The sequence below is a fragment of the Camelimonas sp. ID_303_24 genome (assembly GCF_053543495.1).
On the sequence record NZ_JBLLJM010000002.1, the window covers coordinates 117559 to 133708 of the forward strand.

Annotated in this window: 14 protein-coding genes; all 14 read left to right on the forward strand. The window is 64.8% G+C overall.

Going from position 1 to position 16150, the window contains the following annotated elements; all coding sequences use genetic code 11:
- Positions 1–11: 11 nt before the first annotated feature.
- The 14 genes from nuoG (at position 12) to proS (ending at position 15888) form a co-directional block, all read left to right on the forward strand.
- Entirely contained in the window at positions 12–2090 is a 2079-nt protein-coding gene (nuoG, locus tag ACERNI_RS01100) for an NADH-quinone oxidoreductase subunit NuoG (RefSeq protein WP_448831422.1), read from the forward strand.
- 11 nt (positions 2091–2101) lie between these two features.
- Complete coding sequence (nuoH, locus tag ACERNI_RS01105) at positions 2102–3154, forward strand: NADH-quinone oxidoreductase subunit NuoH (RefSeq protein WP_448831423.1); 1053 nt, start codon at positions 2102–2104, stop codon at positions 3152–3154.
- Complete coding sequence (locus ACERNI_RS01110) at positions 3151–3405, forward strand: hypothetical protein (RefSeq protein ID WP_448831424.1); 255 nt, start codon at positions 3151–3153, stop codon at positions 3403–3405. The genes nuoH and ACERNI_RS01110 overlap by 4 nt, the downstream gene beginning before the upstream one ends.
- 147 nt (positions 3406–3552) lie before the next feature.
- Positions 3553–4041 carry an NADH-quinone oxidoreductase subunit NuoI gene (gene nuoI, locus ACERNI_RS01115; RefSeq protein ID WP_448831425.1) on the forward strand — a complete coding sequence of 163 codons (489 nt, stop codon included), beginning with the start codon at positions 3553–3555 and terminating at the stop codon, positions 4039–4041.
- 227 nt (positions 4042–4268) lie between these two features.
- A complete protein-coding gene (locus tag ACERNI_RS01120; RefSeq protein WP_448831426.1) occupies positions 4269–4883 on the forward strand; it encodes an NADH-quinone oxidoreductase subunit J in 615 nt (204 codons plus the stop codon).
- Between the two features lie 14 nt (positions 4884–4897).
- Positions 4898–5206, forward strand: coding sequence for an NADH-quinone oxidoreductase subunit NuoK (gene nuoK, locus ACERNI_RS01125; RefSeq protein WP_132005589.1), 309 nt, complete (start codon positions 4898–4900; stop codon positions 5204–5206).
- A gap of 194 nt (positions 5207–5400) precedes the next feature.
- Entirely contained in the window at positions 5401–7407 is a 2007-nt protein-coding gene (gene nuoL / locus ACERNI_RS01130) for an NADH-quinone oxidoreductase subunit L (RefSeq protein WP_448831427.1), read from the forward strand.
- On the forward strand, positions 7407–8918 hold the full coding sequence (locus ACERNI_RS01135) for an NADH-quinone oxidoreductase subunit M (RefSeq protein ID WP_448831428.1): 1512 nt from the start codon (positions 7407–7409) through the stop codon (positions 8916–8918). Before nuoL ends, ACERNI_RS01135 begins: the two co-directional genes overlap by 1 nt.
- Before the next feature lie 7 nt (positions 8919–8925).
- Entirely contained in the window at positions 8926–10365 is a 1440-nt protein-coding gene (nuoN, locus tag ACERNI_RS01140) for an NADH-quinone oxidoreductase subunit NuoN (protein WP_448831429.1), read from the forward strand.
- Positions 10366–10740: 375 nt separating this feature from the next.
- Positions 10741–11583 carry a biotin--[acetyl-CoA-carboxylase] ligase gene (locus tag ACERNI_RS01145; RefSeq protein WP_448831430.1) on the forward strand — a complete coding sequence of 281 codons (843 nt, stop codon included), beginning with the start codon at positions 10741–10743 and terminating at the stop codon, positions 11581–11583.
- A 5-nt stretch (positions 11584–11588) separates the two neighbouring features.
- A complete protein-coding gene (locus ACERNI_RS01150; RefSeq protein WP_448831431.1) occupies positions 11589–13262 on the forward strand; it encodes a ribonuclease J in 1674 nt (557 codons plus the stop codon).
- Between the two features lie 267 nt (positions 13263–13529).
- On the forward strand, positions 13530–13934 hold the full coding sequence (gene mce, locus ACERNI_RS01155) for a methylmalonyl-CoA epimerase (RefSeq protein WP_448831432.1): 405 nt from the start codon (positions 13530–13532) through the stop codon (positions 13932–13934).
- Positions 13935–14174: 240 nt separating this feature from the next.
- Entirely contained in the window at positions 14175–14405 is a 231-nt protein-coding gene (locus tag ACERNI_RS01160) for a DUF1467 family protein (protein ID WP_448831433.1), read from the forward strand.
- Positions 14406–14565: 160 nt separating this feature from the next.
- Positions 14566–15888: a proline--tRNA ligase gene (gene proS, locus ACERNI_RS01165; protein WP_448831434.1), complete on the forward strand. Its 1323-nt coding sequence runs from the start codon at positions 14566–14568 to the stop codon at positions 15886–15888.
- Positions 15889–16150: the final 262 nt, after the last annotated feature.

The following is a 16150-nucleotide window of genomic DNA, read 5'->3' on the forward strand; positions in this document are numbered from 1 at the left end:
GGAAGGAAGCCATGCCGAAGCTGATTGTCGACGGAAAAGAGATCGAGGTCCCGCCGGAGTACACCATACTCCAGGCCTGTGAGGCCGCTGGCGCCGAGATCCCGCGCTTCTGCTATCACGAGCGGCTGTCCATCGCCGGCAACTGCCGCATGTGCCTCGTTGAGGTGCAGGGCGGTCCGCCGAAGCCGGTGGCTTCCTGCGCCATGGGCGTGCGCGACCTGCGTCCGGGGCCCAACGGCGAGCCGCCGGTGGTCTTCACCAAATCGCCGATGGTCAAGAAGGCCCGCGAGGGCGTGATGGAGTTCCTGCTGGTCAACCACCCGCTGGACTGCCCGATTTGCGACCAGGGCGGCGAGTGCGACCTGCAGGACCAGGCCATGGCTTATGGCGTGGACTCCAGCCGTTTCCATGAAAACAAGCGCGCCGTGGAAGACAAGTACATCGGCCCGCTGGTTCGCACTTCCATGAACCGCTGCATCCATTGCACCCGCTGCGTGCGCTTCACCAATGAGGTGGCGGGCGTTGGCGACCTGGGCGCCATTGGCCGCGGCGAGGACATGGAGATCACTACCTATCTTGAACACGCGATGGGTTCGGAGCTGCAGGGCAATGTCATCGACCTGTGCCCGGTCGGCGCGCTGACGTCGAAGCCGTACGCTTTCAAGGCCCGCCCGTGGGAACTGATCAAGACCGAATCCGTCGATGTGATGGACGCGGCTGGTTCGGCCATCCGCGTCGATACGCGTGGTCGTGAGGTGATGCGCATCCTGCCGATCGTCAATGAAGACGTGAACCAGGAGTGGATTTCGGACAAGAGCCGCTTCATCTGGGACGGTCTCAAGACCCAGCGGCTGGACCGGCCTTACGTCCGTGAGAACGGCCGTCTGCGCCCGGCGTCGTGGAGCGAGGCTTTCGCGCTGATCGCAGCGAAGGTGAAGGCGACGCAGCCAGCGCGTATTGGCGCGATCGCCGGCGACCTGAATGCCGTGGAGGAGATCTTCGCCCTGCGTCAGTTGATGCAGGCGCTGGGTTCGCCGAACCTTGACTGTCGCCAGGATGGCGCCCAGCTCGATCCGGCCTTTGGCCGCAGCAGCTATCTGTTCAACGCTACGATTGCGGGCATTGAGGACGCGGACGCCGTCCTGCTGATTGGCTCCAATCCGCGTCGCGAAGCTCCGGTGATTAATGCCCGTATCCGCAAGCGCTGGCTGGCTGGCAATCTGCCGGTCGCCTACGTTGGCGAGGCGATGGATCTGACCTACCGGGCCGAGCAGCTTGGCGCCGGAGCCCAGACGCTGGTCGATCTGGCCAATGGCGCGCACGGATTCGTCGAGGTGCTGCGCCAGGCGCAGCGGCCGCTCATCATCATCGGCCAGGGCGCCCTGGCGCGCGCCGACGGCGCGGCCGTGCTGGCTGCCGCCACGCGACTGGCGGTTGACGTCGGCGCTGTTGGCGAGGACTGGAACGGTCTCAGCATCCTGCACACGGCGGCGGCGCGCGTTGGCGCGCTCGACGTGGGCTTCTTCCCGGGCGAGGGCGGATTGACGGCGCGGCAGATGGCGGAAGCCGGTGCGCTCGACGTGGTTTACCTGCTCGGCGCCGACGAGATCGAAGTGGCGCCAGGCGCCTTCGTCATCTACCAGGGCAGCCACGGCGACAATGGCGCGCACCGCGCCGACGTCATCCTGCCGGGCGCGGCTTATCCGGAGAAGTCCGGCACTTACCTCAACACGGAGGGCAGGGTGCAGGTGGCTGACCGGGCCTCGTTCCCGCCGGGCGACGCCCGCGAGGACTGGGCGATCATCCGCGCTTTGTCAGACGCGCTGGGGCATCGCCTTGGCTATGACAATCTCGGCGCGTTGCGCGCGGCGCTTGAGGCCGAGGTTCCGCACATGGCTGATCGCAACCAGATTGCCGTGGGCGCGCTGGACCTGCCGGCTATCGCCGCGGCCATTGCCCAGATGGGACCGGCGCCGTTCGCCAGCCCGATCACTGATTTCTATCTGACCAATCCGATCGCCCGCGCCTCGGCCGTCATGGCCGAATGTTCAGCGCTGGCGCGCGGCGCCGTCGCCCAGGCTGCTGAGTAAGGGGAGCCGTGATGTCTTTCTGGGATGGTCTCCTGCACGTCCTGCTCATCGCCTTGCAGAGCGTTGTGCTGCTGGTGGCGCTGCTGCTGTTCACAGCCTATTACCTGCTCGCTGACCGCAAGATCTGGGCTGCGGTGCAGCTGCGTCGCGGCCCCAACGTGGTGGGCGCATTCGGCCTGTTGCAATCATTCGCCGACCTGCTGAAGTTCGTGCTGAAGGAGCCGGTGATACCGGCGGGCTCCAACAAGGGCCTGTTCCTGCTGGCGCCGCTGATCACTGGCGTGCTGGCGCTGTCGGCCTGGGCCGTGGTGCCTGTGAACGCCGGCTGGGTGGTTGCGGACATCAACGTCGGCGTCCTGTTCATCCTGGCGATCTCGTCGCTGATGGTCTACGGCACCATCATGGCCGGCTGGGCGTCGAACTCGAAGTATCCGTTCCTGTCGGCCCTGCGCGCCACGGCGCAGATGGTCAGCTACGAAGTCTCGATCGGCTTCGTCATTGTCACGGTGCTGCTCTGCGCCGGCACGCTGAACCTGTCGGGCATTGTCGAGGCGCAGCAGACGCGCGGTCTGGCTTCACTGCTGGGCGTGCCGCAGCTCACCTTCCTGAACTGGTACATCATTCCGCTGTTCCCGATGTTCGTGGTCTTCCTGATCTCGACCCTCGCGGAAACCAACCGTCCGCCCTTCGATCTGGCCGAGGCCGAGTCCGAGCTGGTGGCCGGCTTCATGGTTGAATATTCGTCCACGCCGTACCTGCTGTTCATGCTGGGCGAGTACATCGCCATCCTGACCATGTGCGCCATGGGCGCCATCCTGTTCATGGGCGGATGGTCCGCGCCGGTTGATCTGCCGCCGTTCACCTGGGTGCCGGGCGTTGTCTGGTTTATCCTCAAGCTGTCGTTCTTCTTCTTCCTGATCGCGATGGCCAAGGCGATGGTTCCCCGTTACCGCTACGACCAGCTGATGCGTCTGGGCTGGAAGGTGTTCCTGCCGATTTCGCTGTTCATGGTGGTTCTGGTGGCGTTCTTCCTGCACTTCACCGGGTTCGCTCCGGGCGCATGATGCAGCTGCTGACGCCGGCGGCCATCGCCGGCGCCGCCATCGGCCTGACGATGGCGGTTGTGCAAATTCTGGTCGCCCGGGCGCTGATCCGCCGGGCGATCGACCAGGAGACGGAGGCGGAAGGTCCGTCTCCCGATGAACCGGAGTTCCAGAAGCGCCTGGCGACGATCCGCCGGATGGTCTGGTCCTCCCTTGTGGTCCTGCCGCTTGCCGGTTTCGCGCTTGGCGTGGCGGTCAGCAGGGGCCTTTGAATGAATGTGCTTTCGGGGAGGCCTGGCAATGCCGGCCTTGCAGGAAAGCGCTCCAGGCGGCCCGTTCCGGTCAAGGGGCAGGCTGCTGGCGTAAGCTGGTTGCGCGGGGCTGGTTTCCGGTTCGCGCAGCGTTGACGGAGTAAGATCATGGCGATCGGCCAGGCGGTGTCGTCGTTGTTTCTGAAGGAGTTCGTGTCGGCGTTCGCGCTGTCGATGCGCTATTTCTTCCGGCCCAAGGCGACCCTCAACTATCCCTTCGAGAAGGGCCAGTTGTCGCCGCGTTTCCGCGGTGAACACGCGTTGCGCCGTTATCCGAACGGTGAGGAGCGGTGCATCGCCTGCAAGCTGTGCGAAGCCATCTGCCCGGCCCAGGCCATCACCATCGAGGCCGGGCCGCGTCGCAACGACGGCACGCGCCGCACCACCCGTTACGACATCGACATGGTGAAGTGCATCTATTGCGGCATGTGCCAGGAGGCCTGCCCGGTCGACGCCATCGTCGAGGGTCCGAATTATGAATTCGCGGTCGAGACGCGCGAGGAGCTCTACTACGACAAGCAGAAGCTCCTCGATAACGGCGACCGGTGGGAGCGTGAAATTGCGCGCAACATCGCGATGGACGCGCCCTACCGTTAATTGAGTTCAACTCCACGTCCTGTCCGGCGCCAGCGCCCGGGCAGGGCAGTCACCGCAGCAGGACCCGTTCGTTCCGGACCGGAGTTTTGCGCCATGTTTTGAATTGATGCGCTTTTCAGAGGCAGGGCCGCATACGCTTTGCTGAAAAACGCTCCAGGACGGGTTGAGGGCCTCACCGGGACCTGAACCGCAACCGACGCCGGGCAGGCTGTCAAGGACGCAGACGGATGATCGCCGCAGCAGTCTTCTTCTATCTCTTCTCAGCAGTGGCCGTCGCTTCGGCGCTCATGGTGATCGCCTCGCGCAATCCCGTGCATTCGGTGCTGTTTCTGATCCTGACGTTCGCCAACGTCACCGGGCTGTTCATTCTGCTGGGCGCCGAATTCCTCGGCCTGCTGCTCATCATCGTTTATGTGGGCGCGGTGGCGGTGCTGTTCCTGTTCGTCGTGATGATGCTGGACGTGGACTTCGCCGAGCTGAAGAAGGGCGCGCTGCAGTACATGCCGGTGGGCGCGCTGGTTGGCCTGGTGCTGCTGGCCGAGCTGGTGATGATCATCGGCGCCCGGCTGGCTCCCGCCGGCATTCCGCGCACCGTGGCCGCGCCGATCCCGCCGGCGAACCAGCTCACCAATACCGAGGCGCTGGCCCGGGTGCTCTACACCGACTTCGTCTTCTACTTCCAGGCGGCTGGCCTGGTGCTGCTTGTGGCCATGATCGGCGCCATCGTGCTGACCCTGCGCCACAAGCCCAATGTGCGCCGCCAGGACGTCAGCCGTCAGGTGGCCCGCACCAAGGAAGATGTTATCGAACTGCGGAAGGTTCCCTTCCGTCGCGGCCTCTGAGGGAGATCAGCCAGATGATTATCGGACTTGGCCATTACCTCACCGTCGCCGCCATCCTGTTCACGCTCGGCGTCTTCGGTATCTTCCTCAACCGCAAGAATGTCATCGTCATCCTGATGTCCATCGAGCTGATCCTGCTCTCGGTGAACCTGAATTTCGTGGCCTTCTCGAGCTTCCTCGGCGACATGATGGGCCAGGTGTTCGCCCTGATGGTGCTCACCGTCGCCGCCGCCGAAACCGCCATTGGCCTCGCTATCCTGGTGGTGTTCTTCCGCAACCGCGGCTCCATCGCGGTGGAGGACGTCAATACGCTGAAGGGCTGACGCCCGCCGCCGGCCCACTGCCGGCGGAACTACGGATCCGCTGCGTCGCGCCTCTGGTGCGATGCGGCTCCAGAGCCGGAACCGCGAGCGCCTGACATCCGTCGGGCAGGGGATCTTCCCCGCGAGCGGCGCCGAAACAAGCCACAGGACGGCGGGGCGCAAGCTGCGGCCGTCCACATGCACGAACGGCCGTCATGTATCACGCGATCGTCTTTCTTCCGCTTGCCGGATTTCTGATTGCAGGCCTCTTTGGCCGCATCATTGGGGCGCGCGCCAGCGAAATCGTCACCACGTCGCTGCTGTTCGTTTCAGCGGCGCTGTCGTGGGTGGTGTTTTGGCAGGTGGCGTACCAGTCCGGTCCCGTCCATGTGACGATCGTCAACTGGATGACCTCTGGCGGGCTGGTTGCCGACTGGGCGCTGAAGATCGACACGCTGACCGCCGTGATGCTGGTGGTGGTCAACACCGTGTCGGCGCTCGTGCATCTGTATTCGATTGGCTACATGCATGAAGACCCGGCCCGGCCGCGGTTCTTCGCCTATCTGTCGCTGTTCACCTTCGCCATGCTGATGCTGGTGACGGCTGACAATCTGGTGCAGATGTTCTTCGGCTGGGAAGGCGTCGGTCTGGCTTCCTACCTGCTGATCGGCTTCTGGTATGAGAAGCCCTCGGCTAACGCCGCCGCCATGAAGGCGTTTATCGTCAACCGCGTTGGCGACTTCGGCTTCCTGATCGGTATTTTCATCGTCTTCGTGATGACGGGTTCGGTCGCCTTCGACCAGATCTTCCCGAAGGCCGCCGAGATGGCTGGCAAGACGTTCCACTTCCTGGGGTATGACTGGAACGCCATGACCATCGCCTGCCTCATGCTGTTCATGGGCGCGATGGGCAAGTCGGCGCAATTCCTGCTGCACACCTGGCTGCCGGACGCCATGGAGGGCCCGACCCCGGTGTCGGCGCTCATTCACGCCGCCACCATGGTGACCGCCGGCGTGTTCATGGTCGCCCGCCTGACGCCGCTGTTCGAACTGGCTCCCACGGCGCTCGTGGTGATGACGGTCGTCGGCGCCACCACGGCTTTCTTCGCCGCGACCGTCGGCCTGGTGCAGAACGACATCAAGCGCGTCATCGCCTATTCGACCTGCTCGCAGCTCGGCTACATGTTCGTGGCCCTGGGCGTCGGCGCCTTCGGGGCGGGCGTGTTCCACCTGTTCACCCACGCCTTCTTCAAGGCCCTGCTGTTCCTTGGCGCCGGCTCGGTCATCCACGCCTGCCACCATGAGCAGGACATGCGGAACATGGGCGGGCTGCGGAAGTACATTCCGTACACCATGACCGCCATGCTGATCGGCAATCTGGCGCTGACCGGCTTCCCGTTCACGGCTGGGTACTATTCGAAGGACGCGATCATTGAATCGGCCTTCGCCTCGCACTCGCCGGCGGCTACCTACGCTTTCCTTTGCGTGGTCATCGCAGCCCTGTTCACATCCTTCTACTCCTGGCGCCTCTTCTTCATGACCTTCTTCGGCGAGCCGCGCTGGAAGCAGCATGACGCGCACGGTCATGACGATCACGCGCACGCCGCCCATGGCCATGATGACCATGGTCACGCCGGTCATGGCCATGGTGATCACACGCCGCACGAGAGCCCGATGGTCATGATGATCCCGCTGGCCGTGCTGTCGGTTGGCGCGCTGGTCGCGGGCGCGGCGTTCGCCGGTTCGTTCATTGGCGACAATTACGAGCACTTCTGGAAGGGCGCGCTCTTCACGGCGAAGGACAACCATATCCTGCACGACATCCACAACGTGCCGCTGTGGGTGAAGCTGTCGCCGATGCTCATGATGATCCTGGGCTTCGTTATCGCCTGGTGGTTCTACGTCAAGAACCCGGCCCTGCCGAAGCAGCTCGCCGCCGACCAGCCCATCCTGTACCGCTTCCTGCTCAACAAGTGGTACTTCGACGAGATCTACGACTTCCTGTTCGTGCGTCCGGCGAAGTGGCTCGGCAGCTTCCTCTGGAAGAAGGGCGATGGCTGGCTGATTGACGGCTTCGGGCCCGACGGCGTGTCAGCCCGCGTGGTCGACGTGGCCAACCGGGCGGTGCGGCTGCAGTCCGGCTACCTCTATCACTATGCGTTCGCCATGCTGATTGGCGTTGCAATCCTCGTTACCTGGTACCTCGTTGGAGGGGCCCACTGATGTTCGGCTTTGGCATCCTCTCTGGCCTGGTCGCCGTTCCGGTTGTCGGCGCGCTGCTGATCCTGGCGCTGCGCGGGGCAAAGGAATCTGTCGCCGCCAATGCGCGCTGGATCGCGCTGGCGACCACAATCGCGACGTTCATCCTGTCGCTGGTCGCCTGGCATCGTTTCGACACGGCCAGCGCCACGTTCCAGCTGGTCGAAAGCCATGCCTGGATCGCGGAAACCATCCGCTTCAAGCTTGGCGTCGACGGCTTCTCGCTGCCGTTCATCGTGCTGACGGCGTTCCTGATGCCGTTCTGCGTGCTGGCGTCGTGGAATTCGGTCGAGCACCGGGTGCGCGAATATTTCATCGCCTTCCTCATTCTGGAAGCGACGATGATCGGCGTGTTCGCCGCCCTCGACCTGGTGCTGTTCTACCTGTTCTTCGAAGCCGGCCTGATCCCGATGTTCCTCATCATTGGCATCTGGGGTCATGACCGGCGCATCTACGCCAGCTTCAAGTTCTTCCTCTATACGCTGCTCGGCTCGGTGCTGATGCTGCTGGCGATCATGGCCATGTACTGGCAGGCCGGCACCACCGACATTCCGACCTTGCTGCAGCACAAGTTTGGCGCGCAGTTGCAAACCTGGCTGTGGCTGGCCTTCTTCGCGTCGTTCGCGGTGAAGATGCCGATGTGGCCGGTGCACACCTGGCTGCCCGACGCCCACGTGGAGGCGCCGACCGCCGGTTCGGTGATCCTGGCCGGCATCCTGCTGAAGATGGGCGGCTACGGCTTCATCCGCTTCTCCCTGCCCATGTTCCCCGACGCGTCGGCGTATTTCGCGCCGCTGGTCTACGCCATGTCGGTGATCGCGATCATCTACACCTCGCTGGTCGCGCTGATGCAGGAGAACATCAAGAAGCTGATCGCCTATTCGTCGGTCGCCCACATGGGCTTCGTGACCATGGGCATCTTCTCGATGACCGAGCAGGGCGTTCAGGGCGCCATGTTCCAGATGGTGTCGCACGGCCTGGTGTCCGGCGCGCTTTTCCTTGGCGTCGGCGTCATCTATGACCGCCTGCACACCTTGCGCATCGACGCCTATGGCGGCCTTGTCTCGCGCATGCCGAAATACGCCATCGTCATGCTGATCCTGACCATGGCCAACGTCGGCCTCCCGGGCACCTCGGGCTTCGTTGGCGAGTTCCTGACGCTGCTTGGCGCCTTCCGGGCCAACCCGTGGGTGGCGTTCTTCGCCTGCACCGGCGTGATCCTGTCGGCGGCTTACGCCCTGTGGCTGTTCCGCCGGGTGGTGTTCGGCCCGATGGAGAAGGACTCCCTGCGCAAGATGACCGATCTCGACGTGCGCGAGGTGGTGATCTTCGTTCCGCTGATCCTGCTGATCATCTGGTATGGCGTGCAGCCGGGCCAGATCCTCGACGTGTTCGCCGCGCCGACCGCAGAACTTCTCAAGCACACCCAGGCAGCGCTTTCCGCCGTGAAAACGGCCGCGCTCGCGACCCATTGAGGCAAGCATGACCGCCGCAGCGATTTTTCCAGCGCTTCCGTTGTTCCTGCCCGAGCTGCTGCTCGCGGGGAGCGCGCTTGCGCTGCTGCTCATCGGCGCTTTCGCCGGTCCCCGGTCCACGGCTTTCGTCAATGGCGTGACGCTGCTGGTGCTGATCGTCGTGGGCGCCCTGGTCGCGATGCAGCCGGAAGGGCGGACCGTCGCCTTTAACGGCGCCTTTGTGGTCGATGGTTTTGGTCGCTTCATGAAGGTGCTGGCGCTGGTCGGCGCCGCCGGCGCGCTGATGCTGTCGTTCGACGATTTCCGCCAGCGGGGTCTCAGCGCCTTCGAGTATCCGGTTCTGGTGCTGCTCTCCGTCACCGGCATGATGGTGATGATCTCGGCCGGCGACCTCATCGCGCTGTATATCGGCCTGGAGCTGCAGTCGCTGGCGATCTATGTCATCTGCGCCTTCGACCGCGACAGCACCCGCTCGACGGAGGCCGGCCTGAAGTATTTCGTGCTCGGCGCCCTGTCCTCCGGCATGCTGCTGTATGGCGCTTCGCTGATCTACGGCTTCACCGGCACTGTGTCGTTCGCCGGCATTGCCACTGCCGTCACCGGCGCGCCCCATAGCGGCGTGATCTTCGGCTTGGCCTTCCTTGCCGCCGGTCTGGCGTTCAAGATGAGCGCCGTGCCGTTCCACATGTGGACGCCGGACGTTTACGAGGGTGCGCCGACGCCGGTCACCGCCTTCCTCGCCAGCGCTCCCAAGGTCGCCGCCGTCGCCATCACCGTGCGCGTGCTGGTTGGCGCCTTCCCGGGCATCACCGGCCAGTGGCAGCAGATCATTGTGTTCGTGTCGTTTGCCTCGATGGCGCTGGGCGCCTTCGCCGCCATCGGCCAGCACAACATCAAGCGCCTGATGGCCTATTCTTCGATCGGCCACATGGGCTTCGCCCTGGTCGGCCTTGCCGCCGGCACGGAGCAGGGCGTCTATGGCGTGCTGCTGTACATGGCGATCTATGTGGCGATGACCCTTGGCGTGTTCGCCTGCATCGTCACCATGCGCCGCAACGGCCAGCCGGTGGAGCAGATCAGCGATCTCGCCGGCCTGTCGAAGCAGAACCCGGCGATGGCCTATCTGTTCGCCCTGCTGATGTTCTCGCTGGCCGGCATTCCGCCGCTGGCCGGCTTCTTCGCCAAGTTCTATGTGTTCGCCGCCGCTATTCAGGCCAAGCTGACGCTGCTGGCGGTGTTCGGCATCCTGACCAGCGTGGTCGGCGCCTTCTACTACCTGCGCATCGTCAAGGTGATGTTCTTCGACGAGCCGAAAGAAGCGCTGGATCCGATGCCGGTTGCGGCGAAGGTGGTTCTTGCCCTGTCAACCGTGGTGACGGTTGGCTATTGGGTGGCGCCGGCGCTGCTCAATGTGGTGGCGGGCGCCGCGGCGAAGACCCTGTTCTGACAGGGGGGCGGATCAGGTCCCGGGGCCTGGCTCAAGGGTTTGTCCCAGAAGGCTCGATCTGGGGCTCGATCTGGGGCTGGATCAGGGCAGGAATTGGAAGGCGCGGCGTTGTTTGACGCCGCGCTTTTTTTGACGGTCGTCGCGGGCGCGGCGGCCCGGCGGTATCCTGTCATTTTTGCCTGCCGGGTCAGGCAATACAGATGTAGCGTTGGCCCGGCGGCTCTGGCATACACGGGGAGATGCCCGGGATTGTTGACGCCGCCGTTTCCTCTGACGCTGCGGGCCTGTCGTTTCACGGGCGCCACGAAGCGCGACATCGCCATAACCCGATGGAGGCAGGCAGCGCTGCGCAAGCCGGAAAGGGCGTCTACATACATGCGGTTTTCACTGGCGCCTCAGGCGGAAGCGACGGGCTACAGGCTTCTGGCCTTTGACGTGGTGGAAGGCTCCACGAACACTGACGCCATGGAGCGCGCGCGCGCTGGCGCCGGGTCCAATTTGTGGGTGGTGACGTCGCAGCAGCGCGGCGGTCGCGGCCGGCGCGGCCGCAGTTGGGAAGGGCCGCGCGGCAATCTGGCGGCCTCTTTGCTGGTTGAGCCCCAGTGTGAGCCGGGCATGACCGCCACCATCGGGTTCGTCGCTGGCGTCGCGCTGCACGAGGCGGTCCGGATCTGTGCGCCGCACCTGGCGGGCGGCCTTCGGGTCAAGTGGCCCAATGATCTGCTGATCAATGGCGGCAAGGCATCCGGCATGTTGCTGGAGAGCGAGGTGCTCCCGCGCGGCAGGCGCGTGGTGGTGATTGGCATTGGCGTCAATGTGGTGGCGGCGCCAGAAGGCGCGCCTTATGCCGTGGCATCGTTGCAACAGGCTGGCGCGCACGTGTGTGCTGCTTCAGTTTTTGAAGCATTGTCAGCTACATGGCTTGAATATTTCGCGTTATGGGATAACGCGCGCGGCATGGCGCGCATCCGCGATGAGTGGCTGGCCAGGGCGCATGGCGTTGGTGGTCCGGTTGCCATCCAGTTTGGCGAAGAAATTATTCGCGGCGTCTTTGAGACGATCGACGCCGCTGGACAACTGGTCGTGCGCCTGCCCACGGGCGCGGTGCGGACGATTACCGCGGGCGACGTCCATTTTGGCGACGTGGGTTCATTCAGGGGGGGAGCTGCGGCTGCGCGCCCACAAGATGAGGCGTTGCAGAACGCTGCAAGGATTTGATGCACATGACACAGCCGGTTGAGGAACTCGTTTTTGCGCCGCTTGGCGGGCTGGGCGAGATTGGCATGAACGCGGCCCTGTACGGTTTCGGGCCGCGCAAGAGCCGGCAGTGGATTCTGGTGGATCTGGGCGTCAGCTTCGCCCAGGCAGACCTGACCCCCGGCATTGATCTGGTGTATCCGGATCTGCAGTTCATCCAGTCGATCCGCAACAATCTGCTTGGCCTGGTGGTGACGCACGCCCACGAGGACCATATCGGCGCCATCGCCCAATTGTGGCCCCAGCTCGGCGTGCCGGTCTACGGCACCCGCTTCTCGCTGGGTCTGCTGGAGTCGCGTCGGCTTTCGGAATTCAACGCCCCCAAAATTCCGCTGCGCGAGGTGAAACAGGGCGGCGTGCTGACCCTGGGCCCCTTCAGCATCGAGTTCGTGCCGGTGTCGCATTCGATCCCGGAGGCGAACGCGCTGTGCATTCGCACGCCCGCCGGCACGGTGTTGCACACCGGCGACTGGAAGCTGGACGCCACGCCGGTGGTTGGCCGCGCGACGGACGTGGAGCGCCTGAAGGCGATTGGCGATGAGGGCGTGCTGGCCCTGGTGTGTGATTCCACCAATGTGGTCCGCGCCGGCTCCAGCCCCAGCGAGGCGGATGTCTCACATACCCTGAAGGACCTGATCGCCAGCGCCAGCAACCGCGTGTGCGTCACCGCCTTTGCCTCCAACGTGGCGCGCATCCGTTCGGTGGCTGAGGCTGCGGCGGCGTGCGGGCGTGAGGTGGTTGTGGTTGGTCGCGGCATGGACCGGGTGATCCAGGTGGCCGATGAGTGCGGCTATCTCGGCGGCCTGCCGCCATTCCGCGCGCCGGATGCGCTGGCGCGCCTGCCGCGTAACAAGGTGGTGGCGCTGCTCACCGGCAGCCAGGGCGAACCGCGGGCCGCCATGTCGCGCATCGCCCGCGATGACCATCCCGCGCTGAAGATTTCGCCTGGCGACCGGGTGATTTTCTCATCACGCACCATTCCGGGCAACGAGCGCGCCGTCGGCGAGATCATCAACCGGCTGATGCTGAAGGATGTCGAGGTCCTGACCGACCGCGATCATCTGGTCCACGTCTCGGGCCACCCACGGCGTGGCGAGCTGGAGCAGCTCTACAGCTGGATCCGCCCGAAGATCGCCATTCCGGCCCATGGCGAGCCGCTGCACCTCACCGAACATGCGGCTTTCGCCCGCGCCCAGGGCGTGCCGACGGTTATTCGCGCCCTCAATGGCGATGTGGTTGCGATTGCCGAAGATGCTGCCGGCGTGGTGGGCAAGATTCCGTCCGGCGTCCAGTACAAGGACGGCGATATCGTTGTGCCGTCCACCGAGCCGGCGATTGCCGAGCGCCGTCGGCTGTCCTTCGCCGGCGTGGTCTCGGTTGCCATTGCCGTGGATGATTCTGGCAATGTGATCGGCGAAGCCGAGGTGCAGATCGCGGGCGTGCCGGCAAAATCGCCGCAGGGCGAGGAGCTGGCGGGGTTGATCGGCGATATTGTCGACGAAACCATCGACAATATCCCGCCGCGCAAACGGCGCGATTCCGGGGCGTTCGCCAATGCCGTGGAGCGCGCGGTGCGCAATGAGCTGCGCAATCTCTGGGGCAAGAAGCCAGTCTGCCATGTGCTGATCGTCGGCGTCTGACCGGAGGGTGGGCCGCTCTGGCGCCAACGGGCCGCATGGACAGGCGGCGCGCGGCGTGGGATGCGCAACTGGCGTTGCTTTGCCGCGCTCTGCTTTTCGTGGCGCGGCCTTGCGCGGCCTGGCGCCGACGCCGTCCGCTACCGGGGCCATGCGCCCCGGGGGACTGGTGGGGCCGGATCAGAAACCTGATTCAACAGTCTGTTTTGGCGCATTTCTGGCTGCGCAATCGCATGCCGCCGGAAATGCCGCAGTCGGGGAGAGAACACTATGATCGGTCGGCTCAATCACGTGGCGATTGCCGTCAAGGACATCGAAGCGGCGACCCGCGTTTACAAGGAGACGCTTGGCGCAACGGTCTCCGCCAAGGTACCGCAGCCGGAGCACGGCGTTTATACGGTCTTCGTCGAACTGCCCAACACCAAGATCGAGCTGCTTGAGCCGCTGGGCGACGACTCGACCATCCAGAAGTTCGTTGACAAAAATCCGGACGGCGGCATCCACCACGTTTGCTACGAGGTCGAGGACATTATTGCCGCCCGCGACCAGCTGGTGGCCAAGGGAGCCCGCGTGCTCGGCGGCGGCGAGCCGAAAATCGGCGCGCACGGCAAGCCAGTGCTGTTCCTGCATCCGAAGGACTTCTGCGGCACGCTTGTCGAGCTCGAGCAGGTCTGATCCAGCCAACGGGCAGGCGTTCGCGCTGTTGCGGCTCCTGCCCCCGACATGGTTCCGGGCGATCCCGTCAGCGGGGGCGGCCGGAAGCCGCGGCGCGGGTTTTCACATTGGCGCGGCCTGGCCCGCCCGTCTGATGTGATGCATTTCCCCGGGCGATGACGGCCAGCCCGCCGGCCGCCGCCCATCCGGGCATGACGCTTTTACGCGGAACATGCCCCAGCGCAGGAAGCCATTGCCGGCATGAGTCTGACCCTGTCCGTCGCCATATATTTCGTGACGTGGTGGATCACGCTGTTCGCGATCCTGCCGTTTGGCGTGCGCAGCCAGCATGAGAGCGGCGAGGTGGTGGAGGGTTCCGAACCCGGCGCGCCGTTGCGGCCGCAGCTGTGGTGGAAGGTGCTGTGGACGACCGTCGTTTCCGCCGTGCTGTTCGCCTGCTTCTATGCCGCCCTTCCTTATCTCTCGCTCTGAGCCGGCAAAACGCGCCGCGGCGATGCCGTCGTCGCAGCCCGCGCCGCGCCCCGGCGACAAATCATGTATGGTCACGGCGTTGCCGGCGCTTGTCTTCCGCGTCGCGCGCGTGTGATGTTTCCAGCGATTCTCACCCGTTTCCAGCCTGTCCGGAGCTGTCATGCGTCTCAGCCGTTATTTCCTTCCGATCCTGAAGGAGAATCCCAAGGAAGCCGAGATCGTCTCGCACCGGCTGATGCTGCGCGCTGGCATGGTCCGGCAGGAGACGGCGGGCATCTACGCCTGGCTGCCGCTGGGGCTGCGCGTGCTCAACAAGGTGACGGGCATCATCCGTGAGGAGCAGAACCGCGCCGGGGCCATCGAGCTGCTGATGCCGACGATCCAGCCGGCGGACCTGTGGCGGGAATCCGGCCGTTACGACGCTTATGGCAAGGAGATGCTGCGCATCACCGATCGACACGATCGCGAGATGCTGTATGGCCCCACCAACGAGGAAATGATCACCGAGATCTTCCGGGGCTATGTGCGTTCCTACAAGGATCTGCCGCTGAACCTGTACCATCTCCAGTGGAAGTTCCGCGACGAGATCCGGCCGCGCTTCGGCACGATGCGTTCGCGTGAGTTCCTGATGAAGGACGCCTATTCCTTCGATCTGGACAAGGAGGGCGCCCGCCACTCCTACAACGCCATGTTCACCGCTTATCTGCGCACCTTCGCCCGCATGGGGCTGAAGGCGGTGCCCATGAAGGCCGACACCGGGCCGATTGGCGGCGATCTCAGCCATGAGTTCATCATCCTGGCCGACACCGGCGAGAGCGCGGTGTTCTGCGACAGCGACTATCTGTCGTTCGACACCCCCGCCGCGGATACGGATTTCGGCGACCGCGCCGGCCTGCAGCAACTGGTCGACAAATGGACCTCGCTGTACGCGGCGACGGAAGAAATGCACGATGAGGCGGGTTTCGCCGCCGTTCCTGAGGGCAAGCGCCTGGCGGCGCGCGGCATCGAGGTCGGGCACATCTTCTATTTCGGCACGAAGTATTCCGAGCCGATGAACGCCGTCGTCACCGGGCCGGACGGGCAGTTGCGTCCGGTGCACATGGGATCCTATGGCATTGGTCCGAGTCGTCTTGTCGCCGCCCTGATCGAGGCGAACCATGACGAGGCCGGCATTATCTGGCCGGACGCCGTGGCGCCGTTCAACGTGGCGATTCTCGACCTCAAGGCGGGCGATTCGGCAACCGGCGCCGCCTGCGAGGAGCTCTATCGCCAGCTTTCCGCCCGGGGTCTGGATGTGCTGCTGGACGATCGCGACGAGCGCGCTGGCGGCAAGTTCGCCACCGCCGATCTGATCGGCGCGCCCTGGCAGGTTCTGGTGGGTCCGAAGGGACTGGCCAACGGGCAGGTGGAGCTGAAGCGCCGCGCCACGGGTGAACGCGAGCTGCTTTCGCCGGCCGACGCCGTGGCCCGCATCTGCGGCTGAGGCGCGGGCGGTGCGTCCAGGGCGGCTGGCGAGCATCCCTGCCCATAAAACAGAAGTCGCCCGGCGGTCCGGGCGGCCTGCTCCGGCGTGAGGCGGGCGGTATATCCCCGGCGCACGGCTGGATCAGCAAATTTTAAGCATATTTGGCTTTATTGTCGCGACGTCAGCGCCCGGACCTTGCTGCATGGGCAACCGTTCGTGTGGCGGGGCGGGCGCGCATGACGTTCGGCGCGCCGGTCTGGCGCGACGTCGGGGCGCTTCC